Raw genomic sequence first — 23,420 nt, forward strand, 5'->3', positions numbered from 1 at the left:
GTTGCCCCCTTGTATCCGTATGTACAGTTTTTTCACGGGTGTTGACCGGGCGATCACCCTACCCGAGCAGTGAAGGCCGACTGCCAACAGGCATAGCGGGGAGCCCAGTCGGCGGCAGCGGCCCACGGTGCGTGTGGGAACCTGGTCGCTCACTGGGGAAAAGGGGCAGCGGACAGATGGCATCACGGCGGGACGAACTCAACGCCTACACCTTCGCGAAGCGGAGGTTGATCGCACAGTTCCTGCAACCCAACCCCAGCGGTTCGGAGGAGGGCGCGCCGCGCCCCCTGCGTGCGGTGGTGCCCGGAACGATCGTCGGCGTCGTCATCATCGCGGTGTTCGGAGCCTGGGGGATGTTCAAGCCCGTGGCGCCCCAGAAGTGGGACACGCCCTACGAGAACGTCATCATCGCCAGTAAATCCACCACGCGTTACGTGGTGTTGAAGACCGACGGCAAGACGCAGCTCCACCCGGTGCTGAACATGTCCTCCGCCAAGCTCCTGCTCGACCCGGACAAGGGCCAGGTCATCAACGTCGACGAATCCGTGCTCGACAACGGCAAGATCCCGCACGGCGCCACGCTCGGCATCCCGTACGCCCCCGACCGGCTGCCGGACAAGGGCGAAGCCGGTTCGAAGAAGCGGTGGGCCGTCTGCGAGCGGCCCGGCGAGGGCGGCAGGGCCATCCTGAAGGCGGCGTTCGTCTTCGCGGAGCGCGACCGGAAGAAGACCGAGGGCGCGGGGCGGCTGCACGGCGGTGAGCTGATGTACGTCGAGGGGCCCGGACCGGACAGGACCCGCTACATCGTGGACGCCGAGGGCAAGGCGTACAAGGTGAAGAAGGACGAACTGCTGCTGCGCGCCCTGCTCGACAACCGCCGCACCCCGCAGCGGGTGTCCGCCGCGTGGCTGGCCACCCTGCACACCGGGGACGCGGTCGACTTCCCGCCCCTCAGCGGAGTCCCCGGCGACGACGCGGGCATCCAGGGGGAGCTGCCGCACGAGGCGAACAAGGTGGGCATGGTCCTCGCGGCGACCTCCGGCACCAGGACCCAGAAGTACGTGGTGCTGCCCGGCCGGGTCGCCCCCGTGTCGGACTTCGTCGCGAAGCTCCTGCTCAGCAGGCGGGACCTGGTCAAGCTCGGCCAGGACGGCAAGGCGAGGTCCGTCAGCGCGGGAGCGTTCGTGCCCGGCAAGGGGTTCGGGCAGAACTTCGACTGGCCCAGGAGCGAGCCGAAGCCCGTCAACTCCGCGAGCCCCAAGGCCGGCCGCCGCAACACCGTGTGCAACGTCCTGCGCGGTGTCGACACGAAGAACGGCGCCACCACGCTCAGCACATGGGTCGGCACGAGCTTCCCCGCAACGCTTCCCACGGGCTCCAGCAGCGCCTACGTCACCCCCGGATCCGGGCAGCTCTTCCGGCAGTTCAAGGGGTCCAGCGCCGAGTCCGGCCCGCTCTTCCTGGTCACCGACACCGGTCTGCGCTACGCCATGCAGTCCAACGGCGACAGCGAGCAGGGCGACTCGGGCATCGGTGAATCGGGCACGAAGGAGGAGCGGGAGCAGCGGCAGCAGGAGGCACAACAGGCGCAGAACCGGCTCGGCTACAAGGACGTCGTGCCCGCTCCCGTCCCGGCCGCCTGGTCCGCGTTCCTGCCCACGGGACCGCGCCTGTCGACGGGCGCGGCCCGCCAGCCGCAGGGTTCCTGAGGGGGCGTATCCACATGACGACACACTCCTCTTCGCATCCGTACCGGCGTCCGCTGGCGGCCGCAGCCGCCACCGCCGTCCTCTTCGTCGCACTGCCGGTGCTGCCCGCGGCGGCGGACGACTCCACCCAGTGCACCTTCCCCTCGAAGATGTACGCGGGCCGCCCCTGGTCGTTGCAGCGCGTCCTGATGGACGAATTGTGGAAGCAGTCCACCGGCAAGGGGGTACGGGTGGCGGTCATCGACACGGGCGTGGACATCAAGAACCCTCAGCTCAAGGGGGCCGTGGACGCCAAGAGCGGCCACAACTTCATGAAGAAGGGCATCAAGGACGACAACGGCAACAAGATCGAGCGCGGCAACGAGAACGGCACCACCGACAGAGTCGGGCACGGCACCAAGGTCGCCGGAATCATCGCCGCACGGGAGGTGAAGGGCACCGGCTTCACCGGCCTGGCCCCCGACGCGGTGATCATCCCGATCCAGCAGAACGACGCGGAGGGCCACGGCACGGCGGAGACGCTGGCCGCCGCCATCGACCACGCAGCCAACACCGCCCACGCGGACGTCATCAACATCTCCCAGGACACGGCCAACGCGGTGATGCCCGAGGGCATTCTGAAGAAGGCCGTGGACGCCGCCCTGGCCAAGGACATCGTGATCGTCGCCTCCGCGGGCAACGACGGGCTCGGCGGCAACGTCAAGAGGACCTACCCGGCCTCGTACGACGGTGTCCTGGCCGTGGCCGCGTCGGACCGCAACAACGAGCGGGCGGCCTTCTCCCAGTCCGGCGATTTCGTGGGCGTGGCCGCCCCCGGCGTGGACATGATCTCGACGGTCCCGGACGGCGGACACTGCGCCGACAACGGCACCAGCTTCTCGGCCCCTTACGTCGCGGGAGTCGCCGCCCTCATCAAGGCCAAGCACCGGGACTGGACGCAGGAACAGATCGTGGCCCAGATCGAGCAGACGGCGGAACGCTCGGTGGCGGGCCACGACCACCTGGTGGGCTGGGGGGTGGTCGACCCGGTGCGGGCCCTGACGGAGGACGACAAGCCCATCGAACGCCCGGTGGCGCACGAGGGCGTGAGCAAGGGCGAAGCGCCGACGCCGGCCGAACTTCACTTGGGTGAAACGGCGGACGAACGCAACGCACGCCTGGCGACCTATGTGGTGGTGGGCGGAGCGGTGCTGGTCGCCGCGATAGCGGGCGTCGCCGTGGCCGTGCGCGATGCCCGTCGGCGGTCCAGGCGGTTCTCGGCCGGGAATCGATCCGCGGAAGTCACGTGATGGATAAGAAGGTTGGCCCTGTCGTGGCCAGTGACTAGGGTTTGGGATGAGCCGGACTTGTTCACGTGAGTGCGAAAGCAACGAGTGACAGTCCGAGCAAACGGGGAATCGGGGAAACGGGGAGGGCAGGATCGTGGCCGGTCCAGGCGACCTCCGGCGTGGTGTGGGTGCGCTGGAGAAGTTCCAAAGTCGTGTCAACGCGTTGCTCGCCGACCTTGAGGGGTCGGCGGCCGGCAAGTCGAAGATCGCGGCGCAGACGGTGTCACGCGCCGCACTGAGCGGCCAGAACGCGTGCTTCGCGGAGGCGGACGGGCTGTACACGCAGTACAACCGCGTCCACGAGGCGCTCGTCTCGCTCTCCAAGTCGCTCGGTGACCAGATCGAGTACTTGAGCCTGGGCGTGCACGCGGCGGCCGTCGGCTTCGACAACGTGGACGACGAGGTGCGGCGCCGGTTCTACGAGATCCAGGCGCGCCTGGACAAGGAGCAGGAGAAGGCGCAGGCGGAGAAGACCGTCAAGCCTGAGCACGGAAGCACTGACAACAAGAGTGACTCGGGGTGGGCAGCCGAATGAGTGATTCGAAGCAGCCGGAGCTGACTCCCAAGGAACAGCAGGCACAGGACCATCAGCGCGTCCAGAACCAGTTGATCGTCACTGACGTCAACCGGCAGGTCCAAGAGGTCATGGACCTGTTCCCGCTGGGAGGTTCGGGCCCTTCAGGACGGACTTCGTTCGAGGGCCACGAGCTCAACGCGATGATCGACCTGATCGAGAACTCCAATCCGGAGCACCTCGAAAACGCGGGTGAGGCGCTCTTGAAGGCGAGGACAGCCATCAAGGACGCGGCAAAGGAGCTGGGCGACTTCCTCAGGGATGTCGACTGGGAGGGCGAGTCCGGCATTGCCTTCCGCGACTGGGGCAAAGGCCTGGTCGCCCATGCCACGAAACTGGGTGATTTCGCAGAGGCGGCCGGGACCCAGATCACGGTCGCGGGCGCCGGCCTGGCCTCCGTGCGCAAGTCCCTGCCGCCGCGCGACAGCCGCTTGGTACGCAAGTCAGTCGACGAGATCGAGACCCCGAAGCGGATCGACGGGAACCCGGAGTACGCCGCGGCGGTGAAGGTCGAGAAGCACCGCCAGGAGGCCATCAACCAGGCGAACCGGCTGGCGTCGTACTACTCGGTTTCGGAGGAGACGCTGGCGGCGCAGGAGCCGCCGCGGTTTGACAAGCAACTTGATGTTGCGATGCCGAAGCCGCTGGGGAGAATCGAAATGGGGAGCGAACCCGGCGTCTCTTCCGCAGGCTCCGAGACATTGGGCAACAGGACGGCGCATGGTCACTCAGCGCCTGCTGCCGCGGCAGGAACAGGTACGCAGGGCGTCACTGGCAATCGAGCTGCGATCGAGGCACTCGGAACTGCACCCGCGCCGGACACAAGCACTTCGACGGAGATCGACAGTGTGAACGCGCCGCCGGCCCCTGTGACAAACCCCGATGCTTCGCACGCGCCGCCGACTGTAAATCCCACTGGGCCGAGCACAGGTCCGAATCCGCCCATGGCGAATGAGTTTGTGAACCCTGTGGCAGGTGGCTCGCGGCGGTACACGCCACCAACTGATCTACCGAGAGCTATTGGGCAGCCTGGAAAGAGCGGCCCTACGAGCAGCGGGCCTACGGGGACTGGGCGCACCGGAGTTCCGGTCGGGCGCCCGGCTCCCATTGGCGGTGGTCCGGGCTCAGCCACGCATGAACGCCCTGGTGGAGGGGGGAGTCAGCCACCCGCTGCTGGTCGGACTGGCGTGACCGGTGGCAGACCCGTGGCAGGTGGTTCTTCGAATACCTCCAAGCCCCCCGCTCCGCGTACCGGGCGTGCCAGGGCCATCGTGGGTGGAACCCCACAGCGCACCGTTCCAGGCGCTGACTCGTTCGGAGGGGCTCGTGGCGTTCCGCGCGGAACGGTTATCGGCGCTGGCGGAACGAACGGCGTGACTCGATCTGGCGGGCGGGGGACTCCCAGCTCGAAGGGTGTCGTGGGGACGCCTCGTGGCACTGCCGGATCCGGCTCGGGCCCGAGGGGCTTCACGGCTGGGGGTGCGGGCCTCGTACGTGGTCCCGCAGGCCGACAGGACTCCGACGACGAGAACCAGGACGGCGGCACTCCGCGCCCGGACTACCTGGTGGAAGACAGAGAGACGTGGGAGGCCGGACGGCGTGGAGTCGCACCTCCGGTGATCGAGTAGGTACAGGGAAGGTTCGGAAGTCAGGATGACAGCTGGAATGAGCCAGACCCGGAAGCACTGCATGCCTGTCGGATTGCCAGGACGTCTGCTCGGCACGATGGCTGTGGTTGTTGCTTGGAGTGCGGGAATTGCGGGGGTTGCCCCCTCTGCGATGGCCGCAGATGTGCAATCGAAGCAGTGGTATCTCAGCGCCATGCAGGCGGAGGAGATGTGGAAGGTCACCACGGGTGAAGGCATCAAGGTTGCTGTCATCGACACCGGTGTCAACCCGTCGACACCGTCCCTGAAGGGGCAGGTTCTGAAAGGGTTCGACGCCACAGGAGCCGATGGCGACGAGTACGACGACTATGCCGGGCACGGCACGGACATGGCTGAGCTGATTGCCGGAACGGGCAAGGAGGGAGGGCTTCAAGGCCTTGCTCCAGGCGCGAAAATTATTCCGTTTCGAGTCACCGACACGGAGTTTCAGAACAAGCATTCGGTGAACGCCAACGACACCGAAGATGCTATCCGGGCCGCAGCGGACAGCGATGCGCGGATTATCAGCATGTCGATGGCGAGCGACTTCCCAGGCCGGGGAGAACGGGAAGCTGTCAAGTACGCAGAAAGTAAGGGAAAGCTCTTCTTTTCCGGAGTTGGAAACAATGCCGGGGAAGGAAACAAGGAGCAATTTCCTGCCGCTTATCCACAGGTAGTCGGTGTCGCCTCGGCCGACCGCAACGGCAAGGTGGCCGAATATTCCCAACACGGGAACATCGTAGATATCGCAGCTCCCGGGAATGACATCCCGCGTTGGTGCGACACTAAATTTCAGAGCTACTGCGACGGCGACGGCGGCACCAGTGCAGCCACTGCCATCGCGTCTGCCTCCGCAGCCTTGGTGTGGTCCGCTCACCCAGACTGGACCGCGAACCAGGTTCTCAACGTCCTCTTTGACACAGCAGGCCGTGACTGGGAGAAGGGCACGCTCAGCAAGTACCTCGGTCATGGCCTGATCCGCCCCTCCATGAACATCCTCAAGAGCAAGGGAAACCCCGGCGCCCCGGACATCAGCCCCCTCACCAAGGAAAAGACGTCCGGTTACTCGGCCTCCCCAGCCGCCTCCGCACCAGGCTCGTCACAGCCCCAGAAGAAGGAAACGGCTGACGACGCCGTCGTGGCAGGCTCCAGCAACGAGAAGGACAACGGCAGTTCGCTCGGCCTGATCATCGGCGGAGCGGCAGCGGTCGTCGTGCTGGGCGGCGGAGCCTTCGCGCTCATTCGTAAGCGCCGCACTGCCTGACCCACCGTACTTTCTCCACCCATACCCACCGGCAAGCGAAGCCGGGTCGAACAAGAGCACCAGGAAGGAAGCCGAGATCATGGCTGATCAGAAGCTCTCAGATGCCGCACTCCTCAAGCTGGAGGGCGAGCTCGGCACGCGCTTCGACTCAGTGAAGGGCCAGCTGAAGACGCTCCAGGGGACGATCGACAGCCTGGAAGGTCACTGGAAGGGCATCGGCGCCGGCGCCTTCAACACGAAGCAGGAAGAGGTCAACCGGAAGATGGTCAGCATTGCCCATCGGCTGCTCAACTTCCAGGAGGCCATCAAGGCAGCGCGCACCATCAAGGACAACACCGAGGACGAGATCAAGCAGGCTCTTCAGGGCGTCGACGTCGTCAGCGGTTACTCGGGTGACGCCGGTGCAGAGGCCAGGATTTCGAACCTCAACAACTTCTGACCTCGGCGCGCAGTTTCACGTACGAGGCCTGCATACCAAATCTGGATAACACGGGAGGACCGCATGTCGGGCAACAACGACGGCACGATGGTTGTCACTTACGCGAGCCTGGACCTCGCAGCCGGCGCCATCGACCGGCAGAGCAAGCAGCTCCAGGAGGACCTCGCGTCCATCAAGCGGATGATCGCCAACGTGTCCGAGCTCTGGGTGGGTGAGGCCAAGAGCGCCTACGACACCGCTCAGAAGGGCTGGGACGACGACGCCAGGGCGATTCACAATGCCCTGAGCGAGATCTCGCGCAAGGTGCGCGAAGCCGGTGGTTCCTACCACGCCGGCGACAAGCGGGCGAGGGCCAACTTCGAGTAGAACGCGGCAGATCACAGCTAGGGGTGGGCACGCACGGGAGGTGCCCACCCCTAGCTGTGTCCCATACACCAGGCCGAGCCCAGTGCGGCATGCCGACTATGCGGAGGGGAAGCCGTCACCAGACCGCGGAGCAGCGCCATCACCAGTCTCGGAAGTCCAGCAGGTGCGGGCTGAGAGTGCTACTTCCTGTCAATCCGTGGGCACAGCGGAGCCGGTTGGCCCCGGCCGCACCAGATATCCAACGCTTCCCGGGCGCAGGGAAATCAGCTGGGTCGCACGTTCGGGAGTGCACAGCGACATCCGGAACCAGTCGTCCGCAGCGGTGACCTGGGTGCTCCCGTCGTCGTGTGCGAGGCCCCAATCGGCGACATGGGCCGTCAGGCTCGCCGCTGTCGGTTTCGAACTGCTCGACCACGGCGAAGAGGTGGGGTGCGGTGGCTTCGACGAGGGCGCGGACCTCGTCGGCGAAGCGGTCAGGGGGGCAGTGTGTGTGGGCAGTGGGGAGAGAGAACGTCGGTGTGCAGGTGAAGTCCCGCCGCATCAGATCGCCATGGACAGGCGGCCCGGCCTTTGCGCTTTCCGAAGGCACCCCACCAGCGGTTGTTCCGGCAGATCCGCCAGGCGGTCCGCTCGGCCATCGACTCACCGGCGGCCCCGGCCTCGTCAAGAAGGAAGCGGTGGCCGAACTCGGGATCGTCGCGATGCGCGTCGAACAGGGCGTTGGCCCGGTATGCCTCGGCGAGCTCAGAATCGGTGACCGGTGAGGCCGGCCACCGGGAGTAGGGCCGGCGGGCCGGCCCGAGCACCCGGCACGTCACCGCCACCGGCATCCGGCCAGGGGCAACGGCGGCGGCCGGCTCGCGGACGAGCGGGTACGTTATTTTGACGGTGGGTTCGCCTGCGACAGATACGCCGCAGCCCTCCGCAGAACCTCGCTCTCCAGCTCCAGCAGCCGGATGCGCTTGCGAGCCTCGCGCAGCTCGGCCGACTCACCCGACGCCGTCGCGGGCCTGGCGGGTCCTCGATCTCCTCCCGGTTCTCAAACCGGAAGCTGTCCAAGTTGCCCATGGGGTCGTAGACCTTGTCGATCTTTTTGACTTCAAGGCCGACCGCCGGCCAGTCGCCCACCGAGATCTCGCAGCGACGCCGGCTCTTCCCCCTGGTGTCGATGCGGGAATCACCCACAACCTCCAGTTCTTTGCCGTCGACCAGGAGCGGTTCGAGCGCCCTCTTGTCGAGTGCGCCCCCGCATGCCGCCTTCGGAACGGTGTCCCCCCCGTGCATCGCCACGCGCGGTGAGGACAGGGCGAGGCATGTGGTGAGGGCGGAGACGGCCATGCGGCGAAGTACCTTCGTCACCGGATGCTTCTGATCTTCTCGGTCGGCACACGGTTCAGCTGCATCGACCCGGGGATGACGGTCGGCGGGATGAGCATGGCGAATTGCTGCCCGCAGGATCGGGCGAGGTTGCGGAGCGTGGGCATCGGGCGAAATCAGAAAAAGGGGGTGCGGCTGGGAGACCCTGCCCATGGCCGTCTCTTGGGAGAGCGGGTCATGGGCAGAGGGTGTCAAGCCGTGCAGCGAAGAGCCTTCTTGACCTTCGGCACGAAGTCGTAGGTGAAGGCCTTGATGTGCTTGCGGCGTTCGGCAACGTCACCGCCGGCCTGACTGTCGACACTGACGTATGCGATGAGGTAGTCGGCCTCGGGTCCGGTGCAGCTGGTGCTGACCATGGAGATGGCGTCGCCCAGTGCCCCCAGTCCGGCGAATGGCAGGCCCCGCATCTTCGTCCGGTTGGTGAACCGGAACTCCTCCGACGGGTCCATCGGGTCGTAGATCTTGTCCACCTTGTCGACCCGAAGGTGGAGCACCAGTTTGCCGTCCACCCGGATCGCGCATGCCCCCTGGGTGCTCGTGCCGGTCTCGATCACGGAGCCACCTTTGGCCTCGAGCTTCTCGCCGTCCACGAGGAACGGTTCGAGCACCTTCTCGTCCAGAGACACCCCGCATGCTGCCTTCGGAACGGTGTACTCGCGGCCGCCGCCGCACGCGGCGAGGGACAGCGCGAGGCATGCGGTGAGGGTGGAGACCGCCGTGCGGCGAAGTACCTTCGGCATTGGATGCTTCCGAACTCCTCGGTAGGCATAGGGTTCAGTTCGAGGCATCGCCCCAGGGATGGCGAGCGGCCGAAAATGCGGTCGGTGGGACGAGCGCGGTGAGCTGTTGCCCACGGAGTGGGCGAGGTTGCGGAGTGCGGGCACTGGGCGACCTCAGCGCGAGTGTCTCAGCGGAGGCTGTCAGAGAGGGGAGTGAACCCCAGCCCCACGGCCGTCTCATGAGGGAGCTGGCCGTGGGACTGGGCGTCAGGCCGTGCAGCTGAGCGCTTTCTTTACCTTTGGTACGAAGTCGAGGGTGAAGTCCTTGATGCGCTTACGGCGCTCGGCAACGTCGCCGCCGCTCTTGCGACTGATGGTGACCAGCACGACGAGGTGGTCTGCCGTCGAGGCCGCGCAGCCCGTACTGACCATGGCGCTGTAGTCGCCCACTGCCCCCAGGCCCTTGAATGGCAGGTCCTCGATCTTCTCCCGATTCCGGAATCGGAAGCTGTCCAGGTCTCCCATGGGGTCGTAGAGCTTGTCTACCTTGTCCACTTCAAGGTTTGCCACCAGCCAGTCGTCCACCGAAATCTCACAGCGCCCCTGGCTCTTCCCCTTGGTGTCGAGGAGTGAATCACCGACGACCTTGAGTTCATTGCCGTCGACCAAAAACGGGTCGATCTTCTTTTCGCTCAGCGGGACCCCGCAGGCCTCTTTCGGAACGGCGTACCCCCGTCCGCCGCCGCAAGCCGTGAGGGACAGCGCGAGGCAGCAGTTGAGCACCGAAGCGGCGAGGCATCTCGCACTCGTTCTCATCACTGGTCCCCCACGACGCCTTCGGCCTTCTTGTTTCCGTCATTGGCTGAGGCGCCGATGGTGGAGTACACGCCGTGCCCCTTGGAATACCCCTCGTGCGCCGGGTCCTCAGCCCAATTCTCGTTCTTCGCGTACCAGATGTCCGCCAGAGCGCGCAACTCGTCGTTACGAGCCTCGTAAGTGTCCTTGTGGTTGGCAGTGGCTGTGGAGTTGATCTCGTTCTGCTTGTCCTCGAGCCAGGCCGCGGTAATCGCGTCCACGCCGCGCTGCACCGCGTCGCCGGCTGGATGCCAGGGTGTGAGCAGGCCACCGACAACGTGGTATGTCCACATCTTCTTCCACGAGGCGTCGGTCAGGTCGCCGTCCTTCTTGTCGTTCGTCGCTTGATAGCGCGCCTCCTCCAGGAAGCCGATCGTGCGGCCAGCCTTGTCCAAGCTGTCCTCCGGATGCTTTGTCTCCGTGTTGATGTCGGCGACGATCGCGCCGTGCATCTGCGTCACGAGCTCGGCATAGGAGTCTTTGTTGCGGGAGATCTGCTTACTGACCTCCATGAGCTGGTCGCCATCCAGTCCATGCGACCCCAGCGGATCGCTCATCGCCTCGTGCACGGTCTTGCTGTAGCTGCCCATGGCGTGCGCCATGTCGTCTCGCATCTCCGGCGGGAAGTCGTTGCCCGTCGCCGCGAGGAACTTCAGCGACCGTTTCATGGCCTCCTCTTGCTCGGGAGTGTGCGGCAGGAATTCCGTTCTCGGAGCATCTGGGCTGGACACGCCCGACACCGCCGCGAACATGGCCTTGCCGGCCGCGTCTTGGGCCGGGTTCGGGCCATCAGTCAGCGGAGTGTCGTCGAAGTACGGACGGTCCTTCAGTACCCACTGCGCGTTGTCCTGCGGCTCTTTTGAATTGAAGAAGTCCGTCGAGGCGTCCGGGCTGTTGGAGAGTGCCGTCAGGAAGCCCGTCATCGGATCCCGGCCGAACTCCTCGTCACCGATGAAGTTCAGCTTCGGCTTCGGCGGCTGGTTCCAGTAGTGGTCCGGCAGCCTCATCTCCTTCTCCTTGGCAACCAGTGAGTCGCCGTACTTGTTGAGGAACTGATCGTCGTAGTCGCCCGTGCGCATGAGGTTGCTCATGATCTGGAAGCCCCAGACGTCACCCTGGTGAGTGCGGTACCGCTCGCCCGCGAGCTTCACCATGTTGTTCTCCCACTGCCGCATGGCAGGGCTGTCCGACTGGGTGGCGCCGCCCAGGACATCACCCAGGTTCTTCTGGAAGTCACCGAGCTGGTTGAGCTGCGTGCGGGTCAGGTCATTGGGGCTGTCCGGGCTTGAGAGGTCCGCCCAGAACTCCAGCGTCGCCTTCGGGCCCAGCTGGGTGGCGAACTTCTCTTGGAACAACGGGTCGTTCTTGAACGAGCTGAGCAGACCGTTCAGCTTCTGGAACTCCTCGGGCGACATCTCGTCGCCCTTCTCCTTGATCAGCTTGGCTGCTTCCTCCGCCTTGCGCACGGCTTCGATCGCGGTGTCACGGTCACTGTACGAGGCGCCGGAGAAGCCGACCTCGGCCTGGTCGACGATGGCGCGCAGGACGGTCGAAGCGGTTGTGTCACTTTCCGTCGCCCGGTTCAGGATGCGCTGCACATCGTCCCGCAGCTGCTCCGCGTCCTGCGGGGAGTGGTCCGGAACGTCGTGGCCCTTGGCGGCGCGGTCCGGGTGGATGAGCATCGTCACGGTGAAGCCGCCACCGCCGGTCTGGGTCACCGTGAGATTCCTCTTGCGACCCCGCTCCAAGGCCTGATCCAGCTGCTCCTTGTAGCTCACCAGCTCGCCGTAGGTGTCCTTGAGGATGTCGTGGATGGTCTTCGCTTGAGTGTGGGCGTCAGAGAATTCGCCCGCTGTCTTGGTGATGAATTCACGAGAGACCGTGGCATTCAGACCGGCCCAGTTGGCTTTGTCCGCCTTCGCCTTCAGATCGTCCCGTGCGTCCGATTCCAGCGTTTCGAGTTTGCCGACCACCCCGTTCCAGGCCGTGATGGCCTGGCCGAGCTGGCTGAAGCTGCCATGGAGCAGCGTTTCGAAGTCCATCAGCGCTGCGTCCTCTCCGTGAAACCGTCGTCCAGCGTCGAAATGCTGCTCACGACGCCATAGATGTAGTACTCGTCACCTGCGTGTGCACCCTTGGTGAAATCCATGTGGTTGGAGATGTGCGCGCAGGCGTCCAGCAGGGTCTTGAGCTGCTCCTCCCACCGCTCCTGCACATGGTCGAGCGCGCCTCCCAGCGCGAAGCCCTGGGTGCTCAGATCCTTTGCGGCCGTCTGACTGATGGACCAGGCGTCACGGCCGTATTTGCCCAGATTGTCAAAGAGCTTGAAAGCGGCGTCACCGACGGCCGCGAGGTCCTGCTGATTGACCTTCAGGTCGCCCCCAGGGGCAGGTGAGCCGCCGCTTTCGTCCGGCACACGATTCAGCTGCATCGCTGCGGAATTCTTCTCGGCAGCCGCTGTCTTGAGCTGCTCCCATTCGTCCCAGGTCATCTGACCCCTTCCCCCGTGCTGCCTGTTCCGCCGAGCTGGATGAGAGGATTCGATTTTTCACTTGAAAACCGATCTGACAATCGAACTTGGCGGAAGCTTAACGTCCGCCCGTCAGCCGCTCAGTCACCACGACGTGACGATCCTGCTGGTCCCGCCGACCGATGGCGCGGTCGTCGGACTGCGCCTCCCGCATGACGCGAACGCCGGACTGCTGAATCACCTCAGCCCAGGGGGTGGCAGCGCGCGAGGCCACGCACAGTTCCCGGCGCGGAGTGCGCGCGAGGCGCATGAGGCGTACGAAGAGGACAGGACGAGCCGCGCCGCCCCGCCCTCCGCGCCCGCGGCGTCCTACCGCTGCCCGTCCATGAGCCCCGTCTGCACCAGCGGATTCCCGCGCCGCCGGGTGACGAAGACCCCGCGCCCCGGAGGCATCGGCCGCGGGCGTACGTTGCCGAGGACGTCGCCCTCGATGGGGTCGCCCGAGAGCATGACGCCCTGCGCGCCCAGCTCCGTGATGCGCTGCATGAACGACTCGTACAGGGCCCGTCCGGCACCCGCCGTGCTGCGGGCGATGATGAACCGGACGCCGACGTCACGTGAGAACGGCAGCATCTCCGTGAGCTTGGCCAGCGGGTTTCCGCTGGAGGTGGAGACCAGGTCGTAGTCGTCGACGACCACGTACACCGTCGGGCCGCTCCACCAGCTGCGTTCGCGCAGTTCCTGCGCCGTGACGTCGGGCGACGGCGTACGACGCTTCATCAGGTCGTACAGCGCGTCCACGTGGTGCTCCATGTTGTTGGACATGGGCACGTACTCCGCCAGGTGCGTCGTGGGGGTGACGTCCAGGAGCGCTCGACGGTTGTCGATGACGAAGAACTTGCAGGTGTTCCCGTCGTACCTCTCGCTCAGCTGCTTGATGAGCAGCCGCAGCAGATTCGACTTGCCGGACTCGCTCTCGCCGAACACCAGGAAGAACGGGTCGCGCTCGAAGTCGAGGAAGACCGGCTCCAGGTTGTTCTCGTCGATGCCGAACGCGACGCCCCGCTCCGGCTGCGCGTAACCCGCGGGCAGTTCGTGCACCGGGAGTTCGCGGGGCAGCAGCCGGACCGCCGGGGCGGACGCCGCGGTCCAGTGCCGGGCGACCTCCTGGTTCATGGCCGCGGTCGCCTCGGAGAGGTCGCTGTCGGAGTTGATGCCGTCGATCCGCGGTACCGCCGCCATGAAGTGCAGCTTCTCCGGCGTGAGACCGCGGCCGGGCACGCCGGCCGGTACGTTGACCGCGGCCTTGCGGTCCAGTTCGGAGTCCATGACGTCACCGAGCCGCAGTTCCAGCCGGTTCATCAGGTGGTCCTTGAGGGTGGCCCGGACCTCCATGGAACGCGACGCCGTGACGATCAGGTGGATGCCGTACCCGAGGCCGCGCGCCGCGATGTCCAACGCCGCCGGTTCCAGGGCCTCGTAGTCCGTACGGAAGTTGCCCCAGCCGTCGATGATCAGGAACACGTCGCCCCACGGCTGGTCCGTGACCGAGATGTCGCCGCGCGCCCGCAGCCTGCGGAAGGTGGCGATGGAGTCGATGCCGGCGCTGCGGAAGTACTCCTCGCGCCGCGCCATGATCCCGTACACCTCGGAGACCGTGCGCCGCACCCGCTCGGGGTCGAGCCGGGAGGCGATCCCGCCGACGTGCGGCAGACCGGAGACCGAGGCCATGCCGCCGCCACCGAAGTCGAGTCCGTAGAACTGGACCTCCTGCGGCGTGTGGGTGAGTGCGAAACCCGCGATGAGCGTGCGCAGCAGCGTGGACTTGCCGGACTGCGGACCGCCGATGATCTGCATGTGACCCGCCGCACCGGAGAAGTCCCGGTAGAGGGTGTCGCGCCGCTGCTCGTACGGCTTGTCGACCACACCCAGTGGCACGACGAGGCGGCCCGAACCCTCGAATCCGGGCTGGGTCAGCCCGCGGCCCTCGACCGCGGAGAGCCCCGGCAGGAGCTCGTCCAGCGACGGCGGGTTGTCCAGCGGAGGAAGCCACACCTGGTGCGCGGAGGCCCCCCGGCCCTCCAGCCGGCGCACGATCACATCGAGCACCGTGTCGGCCAGGGCGTCGTCCTCCGACGTACGGGCGTCGGGTACGGCGGCGCCGGTCTGCGGGCTCGGCTGTACGTAGCGGACCGGTACCGGAGCCGCCGTGAACACCACCGGCCTGCGGTCCACCGGCAGGGGGCCCGAGGGGACGGCCGTCTGGGGGCCCGAGCGGTACACCCCGGAGACGTACGCGGCCTTGAAGCGCACCATCTCGTCCGTGCCGTACTTCAGGTAGCCGGAACCGGGGACATTGGGCAGGTGGTAGGCGTCCGGCACACCCAGCGCCGCCCGGGACTCGCCCGCCGAGAACGTGCGCAGGCCGATCCGGTACGACAGATAGGTCTCCAGACCGCGCAGCCGTCCCTCCTCCAGGCGCTGCGAGGCCAGCAGCAGATGGACGCCCAGCGAACGGCCGATGCGTCCGATCTGCACGAACATCTCGATGAAGTCGGGCTTGGCGGTCAGCAGTTCGCTGAACTCGTCGATGACCAGGACGAGAGAGGGGATGGGCTGCAGCGGGGCACCCGCGGCACGCGCCTTCTCGTAGTCGTGGATGTTGGCGTAGTTGCCCGCGTCACGCAGCATCTCCTGCCGGCGGTTGAGCTCACCGCTGATGGAGTCGCCCATGCGGTCGACCAGCGTCAGATCGTCCGCGAGGTTGGTGATCACCGCCGCCACATGGGGCATCTGCGCCATGCCGGCGAAGGTGGCGCCACCCTTGAAGTCCGCCAGTACGAAGTTGAGCGTCTCCGAGGTGTGGGTGACGGCGAGGCCGAGCACGAGCGTGCGCAGCAGCTCGGACTTTCCGGAGCCGGTGGCGCCGACGCAGAGTCCGTGCGGCCCCATTCCCTCCTGCGCCGCTTCCTTGAGGTCCAGCATCACGGGGCTGCCGTCCTCGCCGACCCCGATCGGGACGCGCAGCCGTTCCGCCTGGGAGCGGGCCCGCCAGGTCCTGGCGACGTCGATCGAGGCGGCGTCTCCGAGGTTGAGCAGATCGGTGAATTCGAGATTGGCGAGAAGTGGCTCGTCGTCGTCCCCGCCCGAGGCCACACGGAGCGGCGCCAGTTGCCGGGCCAGCGCTTCGGCGGCCTCATGACTGAGCAGGTCGGGAACCCCGTCGTAGACCAGTCCGTGCCCCGACTCCAGCTGGAGCAGATGCGGCTGGACCACGACCGACAGGCCACCACGCGCCCCGTTGACCTCGCCCGGTACGACCTCGATGACCGTCACGCCCTGAAGGCCCTCGGCCGCGGCGAGCGCGGACACCGGCGACACGGACCGGCCGTCGAGCACGACGACGACATGGGGCTGGTCCATGAGCGGCTGGCCGTCGGGCTGGAAACGCGGCCGGCCGTCGAGCCGGGGCGCGAGCATCTCCTCCAGCTCCCCGACGCTCGTGGTGATCAGCCGGCGGACGCCGGCACCGTCGAGGAGATCCGGGGCCTGGACGTGCGGAAGCCACTTCGCCCATTCCCAGCGCGGGGCGGCGTCCCGGTCCGTCGCGACGGCGACGACCAGGTCCTCGGGGGAGTGCAGCGAGGCCAGCGCACCGACCATCGCGCGGGCCGTGGAACGGACGGACTCCGCCTCGCCGCTGATCGTCAGGTGGTAGAAGGCACGCAGCGAGACCGCCATGGGCAGGCCGTCGAGCGTGCTGTGGGTCGTCAGGAACTGCTGCATCGCCCCCGCGGTCAGTGGCTCCAGCTCGTCCACCGGCGCGGTGTCGGGGGCGATCAGCGGAGTGGCGAGTTCCTGACTGCCCAGGCCGATGCGCACCTGCGCGAAGTCGGCGTCACTGACGCGGCGCTCCCAGACCCGGCTGCCCTCGGCGACGAGCGCCCACAACTGGTCCGGGGACGGGTGGAGATAGAACTGCGCGTCGCGCTGTTTCCGGGCCGTCCTCAGCACGGCACGTCTGGTCTGCGTCAGGTACTTCAGGTAGTCCCGCCGCATGTCGGCAAGCTGCCCCTGGGTTCCCCGCCGGAAGCGCACCATCATCGCCACGGCCATGGCGACCGTCGAGGCGATCATGATCATGCCCATGATCCGCATGATCGGGTTCGGGGTCATGAAGAAGAAGACCACGGAGCCGCCCATGCCGAGCATCGGCAGCAACTGCATCATCACCCCCTCCTGCTGACCGCGGGGCAGTTCGGGCGGAGGTTGCAACTGCACCTGCTCGTCCGGCACTTCGGAGGGCAGGGCCCGCGGTGGGCGCTTGACGACAATCTGGCTCACAGCTCACCAATTCCCTTGCCGGACAGAACTGTTCGTATCGGCGCCCCCGTGGCGACGGGCTCCATCCGCGGGAGGATCCTACTGGCGTATGGAATGACATCGAGAGCGGTAGGGTGTCGCAACGCACGTAAGCATTCGCTAACTACCGCAAGGAAACGGCCGTTCGGGGCGCGTAGGCCGCTCCGGGGCCCCGGTGGATCGGCGTGCGTCGTCGGATGCGGTGCACCGCAAGGCGGAGGGGCGCCCCGAGCAGTGGATGCGACCGGGCGTCCCGGCAACGCGGCGAGGCGCCGTGGTTGTCGTCCCGCGCCCGACGGGGATCACGGGGCGGCCCTCAGCGAGGTCCGCGGTCCCCGGTTCGTGTCAGGAGAACGATGAGGGGGAGCAACAGGTGACTATGACGGCCCAGACGGCAGCCACCGGACAAGGTCGGCCCGGTCCCGGAGTTCCGGCCGGCAACGGAACCGGCTTCTGCCGGGTCACGGTCGTCGCGCCCGACAGCCGCGTCGACGTGGCGCTGCCGGAGGACATCCCCGTCGCCGACCTGTACCCGGAGATCCTCCGGCTGTCGGGACAGAGCCCCGCCCAGGGCGCTCCGGTCGGCTATCACCTGGTACGCCGCGACGGCACCGTCCTCGACAGCGGGCGCAGCCTGGCCGGCCAGCGCATCCTCGACGGCGAGCTGCTGTCCCTGCGCCCCTTCTCCGAGTCGCTGCCGCCCGCGGTCTTCGACGACGTCTCCGACGCGGTCGCCACCGCCGTCGCCCGCGACCGCACCCTGTGGGGCGACAGCCTCATGCGCGGTGCCGGGCTCTTCGCGGGGTCGCTCCTGCTGGTCCTGCTCGGTTTCGTGCTGTGGAACTCCGGACCCAGGCACGACATGCACGGGCTGCCGGGCGCCCTTGCCGCGATCGTCGCCGTGCTCGCCCTCGCGCTCGCCTGCGTTCGTGCCCGGGTGTACGACGACCGGGGATCGTGCACGGCGCTGGGCATCGGCGCGCTCGCCAACGCCGCGGTCTCCGGCGCCGGGCTGCTGCCGCTCGGCGCGGGGCAGGGCATCGGCAGGCTCCAGTTCCTGCTCGCCTGCGCCGCCGTGCTGGTGGTCGCGGTGATCCTCATGATCGCCGCCCCGGGCGGGGACGGCATCTTCGTCGCCTTCGTGTTCGCCGCCGCCGTCGGTGTACTGGTGACCTTCGCCGCGATCATCGCCGGCATGGAGCCCGCCGAGACCGCCGCGGTGTGCGCGCCGCTCTCCGTGGGCGTCCTCGCCTTCCTGCCCGGTCTCTCCACCCGTTTCGCCCGCCTCCCCATCGGCTTCGAGCCGCCCCGTACCACCGTCGGTGACTACGGGACGTCCGAACCGGCCCCGCAGGGCCCGGTCGACGCCGACCGCATCGCCGCCCAGGCGCGGCGCGGCCATGAACTGCTCGTCGGCCTGGTCGGCGGATGCGCGCTGGTGGCCGTGGGCGCCGCGGCCGTCCTGGGGTTCTCGGACAACATCTGGGGCCAGCTGCTGGCGCTCGCCACCGGGGTGGCCATGCTGATGCGTTCCCACCTGTTCCGCTACACCGCCCAGGTCGGGTGCGCGCTGGCGGCGGGTCTCGGCGCCCTCGTGCTCCTGGGCCTCGGCCTCTCCCTCAACCCGCCGGTCGAAATGCTGCGCGACGCCGCCATGGGGGACAGCACCGCGCTCGACATCCGTACGATCTGGCTCGCCGCCGCCGTCGCGGGCGCCGCCGCCCTGATCACCGCCATCGGGCTGATCGTGCCGCGCAAGGGTGTGACCCCGTTCTGGGGGCGCTTCCTGGAGATCGCCGAAGCGTGCGTGCTCCTGACACTGATCCCCCTGTGCCTCGCCGTTTTCGACCTCTACCGATCGATCCGCGCTCTCACCAGCTGACCCCGCGCACCCGCCCGGCCGGACCGGCTGCGCGGGACTGGTACGCTGTGTGACGGCCGTTTGTGTACGCGCTCCCGGATCATCCTGGGATCTGCGCTCATCGGACCTTCGCCTCCGAGTCATGGAAGCTCCCCTGCGATCAAGACCAGGGGCACTCGTGGGGCGCATCGAACATCAAGAGGAGTACGCGTGCCGCTCGACGCCGCTACGAAGAAGCAGATCATGTCCGAGTTCGCCCAGAAGGAGGGTGACACCGGATCCCCCGAGGTCCAGGTCGCCATGCTCTCCCGCCGGATCTCGGACCTGACGGAGCACCTCAAGACGCACAAGCACGACCACCACTCCCGTCGTGGTCTGCTGATCCTGGTCGGCCAGCGTCGCCGCCTCCTTCAGTACCTGGCCAAGAAGGACATCCAGCGCTTCCGTGCCCTGGTCGACCGCCTCGGCATCCGCCGCGGTGCGGCCGGCGGCGCCAAGTAGTTCGCCGTGAAGGGAGCGGTTCCCACCACTGAGGGGGGCCGCTCCCTTTGCTGTACGTACGATTGTGCGTACGCGGGCAGGATCCGGACGTGACGGGTCCGCCCGCACGGCCGGAAATGCCAAGCAGAACCGAATCTCAGTAACCTGGTCGGAGAACGACCGACAGACGAGCGAGAAGCAGACCTCCCCGCCGCCGGTCCTCGGTAGTGGCCCCCGGACTCATCGACCCGGGTGCTTCGATCGAAGACCGGCCCGCCGATGGAGGGCTTCTCCGCTACCGTCCCCCGCCACACGGGCGTGGGGGCGAGAAGACGCTATGTATCGGAGAAAACGCTAGTGGAGAACGAGACCCACTACGCCGAGGCCGTTATCGACAACGGAACCTTCGGCACCCGCACCATCCGCTTCGAGACGGGCCGCCTGGCCAAGCAGGCCGCCGGCTCCGCCGTTGCGTACCTGGACGACGACACCATGGTGCTGTCGGCCACCACCGCTTCCAAGAAGCCCAAGGACCAGCTCGACTTCTTCCCCCTCACGGTGGACGTCGAGGAGCGGCAGTACGCCGCCGGCAAGATCCCCGGCTCCTTCTTCCGTCGTGAGGGCCGGCCCTCCGAGGACGCGATCCTCACCTGCCGCCTGATCGACCGCCCGCTGCGCCCCTCCTTCAAGAAGGGCCTGCGCAACGAGATCCAGATCGTCGAGACGATCATGGCGCTCAACCCCGACCACCTGTACGACGTGGTCGCGATCAACGCCGCCTCCTGCTCCACGCAGCTGGCCGGCCTGCCCTTCTCCGGCCCCGTCGGCGGCACCCGTGTCGCGCTGATCAAGGGCCAGTGGGTCGCCTTCCCGACGCACACCGAGCTCGAGGACGCCGTCTTCGACATGGTCGTCGCCGGTCGCGTCCTGGAGGACGGCGACGTCGCGATCATGATGGTCGAGGCCGAGGCCACCGAGAAGACCATCCAGCTCGTCAAGGACGGCGCCGAGGCCCCGACCGAGGAGGTCGTCGCAGCCGGTCTGGAAGCCGCGAAGCCCTTCATCAAGGTCCTCTGCAAGGCCCAGTCGGACCTCGCCGCCAAGGCCGCCAAGCCCACCGGCGACTTCCCGGTCTTCCTGGACTACCAGGACGACGTCTTCGAGGCGCTCGCCGCCGCCGTGACGTCCGAGCTGGCCCAGGCGCTCACCATCGCCGGCAAGCAGGACCGCGAGGCCGAGCTGGACCGCGTCAAGGAGATCGCCGCCGAGAAGCTCCTCCCGGCCTTCGAGGGCCGCGAGAAGGAGATCTCCGCCGCGTACCGCGCCCTGACCAAGAAGCTGGTCCGCGAGCGCGTCATCAAGGACAAGGTCCGCATCGACGGCCGCGGCGTCACGGACATCCGTACGCTCGCCGCCGAGGTCGAGGCCATCCCGCGGGTGCACGGCTCGGCGCTGTTCGAGCGTGGCGAGACCCAGATCCTGGGCGTCACCACCCTCAACATGCTCCGCATGGAGCAGCAGCTGGACACCCTCTCCCCGGTGACCCGCAAGCGCTACATGCACAACTACAACTTCCCGCCGTACTCCGTCGGTGAGACCGGCCGCGTGGGCTCGCCCAAGCGCCGCGAGATCGGCCACGGTGCGCTCGCCGAGCGCGCCATCGTGCCGGTGCTGCCGACGCGCGAGGAGTTCCCCTACGCGATCCGCCAGGTCTCCGAGGCGCTGGGCTCCAACGGCTCGACGTCCATGGGCTCGGTCTGCGCCTCCACCATGTCGCTGCTGAACGCCGGTGTGCCGCTCAAGGCCGCCGTCGCCGGTATCGCCATGGGCCTGATCTCCCAGGAGATCGACGGCAAGACCCACTACGTCGCCCTCACCGACATCCTCGGTGCGGAGGACGCCTTCGGTGACATGGACTTCAAGGTCGCCGGTACGAAGCAGTTCGTCACCGCGCTCCAGCTCGACACCAAGCTCGACGGCATCCCCGCCTCGGTCCTGGCCGCCGCGCTGAAGCAGGCCCGCGACGCCCGCCTCCACATCCTCGATGTGATGAACGAGGCCATCGACGTCCCGGACGAGATGTCCCCGAACGCCCCGCGGATCATCACCGTCAAGATCCCGGTGGACAAGATCGGTGAGGTCATCGGCCCCAAGGGCAAGATGATCAACCAGATCCAGGAGGACACCGGCGCCGACATCACGATCGAGGACGACGGCACCATCTACATCGGTGCCGCCGACGGCCCGGCCGCCGAGGCCGCCCGCGCCACGATCAACTCGATCGCCAACCCGACCATGCCGGAGGTCGGCGAGCGCTACCTGGGTACGGTCGTCAAGACCACCACCTTCGGTGCCTTCGTCTCCCTGATGCCCGGCAAGGACGGCCTGCTGCACATCTCGCAGATCCGCAAGCTCGCCGGTGGCAAGCGAGTGGAGAACGTCGAGGACGTGCTCGGTGTCGGCACCAAGGTCCAGGTCGAGATCGCCGAGATCGACTCCCGCGGCAAGCTCTCCCTGATCCCGGTTATCGAGGGTGAAGAGGACGAGAAGAAGGACGACGCCGCCAAGTGACGTCCCGTAGTTCCGTGACGACGGCCCGCGCCTCCTCGAAGGCGCGGGCCGTCGCCCGTACCCAAACGCTTCTCAAGGGCACCAACGGCATCGGTACGGTCCGCCGTACCGTCCTGCCCGGCGGTCTCCGGGTGGTCACCGAGACCCTGCCCTCCGTACGCTCCGCCACCTTCGGTATCTGGGCCAACGTCGGATCACGCGACGAGACCCCCACGCTGAACGGCGCGACGCACTACCTCGAACACCTCCTCTTCAAGGGCACCGCCAAGCGCAGCGCCCTGGACATCTCCGCCGCGATCGACGCGGTCGGCGGCGAGATGAACGCCTTCACGGCGAAGGAGTACACCTGCTACTACGCGCGGGTCCTCGACACCGACCTGCCGCTGGCCATCGACATCGTCTGCGACATGCTGACCGGCTCGCTGATCACCGCCGAGGACGTCGATGCCGAGCGCGGCGTCATCCTCGAAGAGATCGCGATGACCGAGGACGACCCGGGCGACTGCGTGCACGACCTGTTCGCGCACACCATGCTCGGCGACACCCCCCTCGGCCGCCCGGTCCTGGGCACCGTCGACACCATCAACGCGCTCGACCGCGGCCGGATCACCCGCTTCTACAAGAAGCACTACGACCCCACGCACCTGGTCGTCGCCGCCGCGGGCAACATCGACCACGCCACCGTCGTACGCCAGGTCCGCCGCGCGTTCGAGCGGGCGGGCGCGCTGTCCCGCACCGACGCGGTGCCGGTCGCCCCGCGCGAGGGCGCCCGGACCCTGCGCACCGCGGGCCGGGTCGAGCTGCTGAACCGCAAGACCGAGCAGGCCCACGTCGTCCTCGGCGTACCCGGCCTGGCGCGCACCGACGATCGCCGCTGGGCGCTGGGCGTGCTCAGCACCGCCCTCGGCGGCGGCATGAGCTCACGCCTCTTCCAGGAAGTACGGGAGAAGCGCGGCCTCGCCTACAGCGTGTACTCGTACACCTCGGGCTTCGCCGACTGCGGACTCTTCGGGGTGTACGCGGGCTGCCGGCCCAGCCAGGTCCACGACGTCCTCAAGATCTGCCGGGACGAGATCGACCGGGTGGCGTCCGAAGGACTGACCGACGAGGAGATCGGCCGCGCCGTCGGCCAGCTCTCCGGCTCCACCGTCCTCGGCCTGGAGGACACCGGTGCGCTGATGAACCGCATCGGCAAGAGCGAGCTGTGCTGGGGCGACCAGATGTCGGTCGACGACATGCTCGCCCGGATGGCACAGGTCACCCCCGACGACGTGCGCGAGGTCGCGGCCGAGGTCCTCGGACACCGCCCCTCCCTCTCCGTCATAGGCCCGCTCAAGGACAAGCAGGCCGACCGCCTCGAAGAAGCGGTCTCCTAACCCCACCGTTAAGGAACCAGAGC

The 23,420-nt window shown here is 67.4% G+C and carries 17 protein-coding genes; 12 read left to right on the top strand and 5 right to left on the bottom strand.

Going from position 1 to position 23,420, the window contains the following annotated elements:
* Positions 1–176: 176 nt before the first annotated feature.
* The 8 genes from eccB (at position 177) to AADR41_RS19205 (ending at position 8,090) form a co-directional block, all read left to right on the top strand.
* Positions 177–1,709 (top strand): type VII secretion protein EccB, encoded by a 1,533-nt coding sequence (gene eccB / locus AADR41_RS19170; RefSeq protein ID WP_342282639.1) that lies wholly within the window; start codon positions 177–179, stop codon positions 1,707–1,709.
* 14 nt (positions 1,710–1,723) lie between these two features.
* Positions 1,724–2,998, top strand: coding sequence for a type VII secretion-associated serine protease mycosin (gene mycP, locus AADR41_RS19175; RefSeq protein ID WP_342282640.1), 1,275 nt, complete (start codon positions 1,724–1,726; stop codon positions 2,996–2,998).
* A 130-nt stretch (positions 2,999–3,128) separates the two neighbouring features.
* Entirely contained in the window at positions 3,129–3,572 is a 444-nt protein-coding gene (locus AADR41_RS19180; protein ID WP_446751072.1) for a hypothetical protein, read from the top strand.
* Positions 3,569–5,239, top strand: coding sequence for a hypothetical protein (locus AADR41_RS19185; RefSeq protein WP_342282642.1), 1,671 nt, complete (start codon positions 3,569–3,571; stop codon positions 5,237–5,239). The genes AADR41_RS19180 and AADR41_RS19185 overlap by 4 nt, the downstream gene beginning before the upstream one ends.
* A gap of 25 nt (positions 5,240–5,264) precedes the next feature.
* On the top strand, positions 5,265–6,521 hold the full coding sequence (locus AADR41_RS19190; protein ID WP_342282643.1) for a S8 family serine peptidase: 1,257 nt from the start codon (positions 5,265–5,267) through the stop codon (positions 6,519–6,521).
* A 79-nt stretch (positions 6,522–6,600) separates the two neighbouring features.
* Complete coding sequence (locus AADR41_RS19195; protein ID WP_342282644.1) at positions 6,601–6,960, top strand: WXG100 family type VII secretion target; 360 nt, start codon at positions 6,601–6,603, stop codon at positions 6,958–6,960.
* Positions 6,961–7,023: 63 nt separating this feature from the next.
* Complete coding sequence (locus AADR41_RS19200; RefSeq protein WP_342282645.1) at positions 7,024–7,326, top strand: WXG100 family type VII secretion target; 303 nt, start codon at positions 7,024–7,026, stop codon at positions 7,324–7,326.
* A 518-nt stretch (positions 7,327–7,844) separates the two neighbouring features.
* Positions 7,845–8,090: a hypothetical protein gene (locus AADR41_RS19205; protein WP_342282646.1), complete on the top strand. Its 246-nt coding sequence runs from the start codon at positions 7,845–7,847 to the stop codon at positions 8,088–8,090.
* Positions 8,091–8,894: 804 nt separating this feature from the next.
* On the opposite strand, the gene AADR41_RS19210 is transcribed toward AADR41_RS19205, so the two are convergent.
* From AADR41_RS19210 to eccCa, 5 genes are all read right to left on the bottom strand, one after another.
* Positions 8,895–9,443, bottom strand: coding sequence for a hypothetical protein (locus tag AADR41_RS19210; protein WP_342282647.1), 549 nt, complete (start codon positions 9,441–9,443; stop codon positions 8,895–8,897).
* 246 nt (positions 9,444–9,689) lie between these two features.
* Positions 9,690–10,238 (bottom strand): hypothetical protein, encoded by a 549-nt coding sequence (locus AADR41_RS19215; protein WP_342282648.1) that lies wholly within the window; start codon positions 10,236–10,238, stop codon positions 9,690–9,692.
* On the bottom strand, positions 10,238–12,319 hold the full coding sequence (locus AADR41_RS19220; protein ID WP_342282649.1) for a hypothetical protein: 2,082 nt from the start codon (positions 12,317–12,319) through the stop codon (positions 10,238–10,240). Before AADR41_RS19220 ends, AADR41_RS19215 begins: the two co-directional genes overlap by 1 nt.
* On the bottom strand, positions 12,319–12,768 hold the full coding sequence (locus AADR41_RS19225; protein WP_342282650.1) for a hypothetical protein: 450 nt from the start codon (positions 12,766–12,768) through the stop codon (positions 12,319–12,321). Before AADR41_RS19225 ends, AADR41_RS19220 begins: the two co-directional genes overlap by 1 nt.
* Before the next feature lie 348 nt (positions 12,769–13,116).
* Entirely contained in the window at positions 13,117–17,091 is a 3,975-nt protein-coding gene (gene eccCa / locus AADR41_RS19230) for a type VII secretion protein EccCa (protein WP_342282651.1), read from the bottom strand.
* A 397-nt stretch (positions 17,092–17,488) separates the two neighbouring features.
* Between eccCa and eccD the strand changes: the two genes are divergently transcribed.
* From eccD to AADR41_RS19250, 4 genes are all read left to right on the top strand, one after another.
* Positions 17,489–18,991: a type VII secretion integral membrane protein EccD gene (gene eccD / locus AADR41_RS19235; protein ID WP_342282660.1), complete on the top strand. Its 1,503-nt coding sequence runs from the start codon at positions 17,489–17,491 to the stop codon at positions 18,989–18,991.
* A gap of 189 nt (positions 18,992–19,180) precedes the next feature.
* The gene (rpsO, locus tag AADR41_RS19240; RefSeq protein ID WP_003965855.1) at positions 19,181–19,471 is read left to right on the top strand and encodes a 30S ribosomal protein S15; all 291 of its coding nucleotides are present in this window, start codon (positions 19,181–19,183) and stop codon (positions 19,469–19,471) included.
* Between the two features lie 336 nt (positions 19,472–19,807).
* Positions 19,808–22,021: a polyribonucleotide nucleotidyltransferase gene (locus AADR41_RS19245; protein WP_329813688.1), complete on the top strand. Its 2,214-nt coding sequence runs from the start codon at positions 19,808–19,810 to the stop codon at positions 22,019–22,021.
* Positions 22,018–23,397 (top strand): M16 family metallopeptidase, encoded by a 1,380-nt coding sequence (locus AADR41_RS19250; RefSeq protein WP_342282652.1) that lies wholly within the window; start codon positions 22,018–22,020, stop codon positions 23,395–23,397. The genes AADR41_RS19245 and AADR41_RS19250 overlap by 4 nt, the downstream gene beginning before the upstream one ends.
* Positions 23,398–23,420 lie beyond the last annotated feature (23 nt).

Source organism: Streptomyces sp. CLV115 (genome assembly GCF_038448545.1).
GTDB classification, from domain to species: Bacteria; Actinomycetota; Actinomycetes; order Streptomycetales; family Streptomycetaceae; genus Streptomyces; species Streptomyces sanglieri.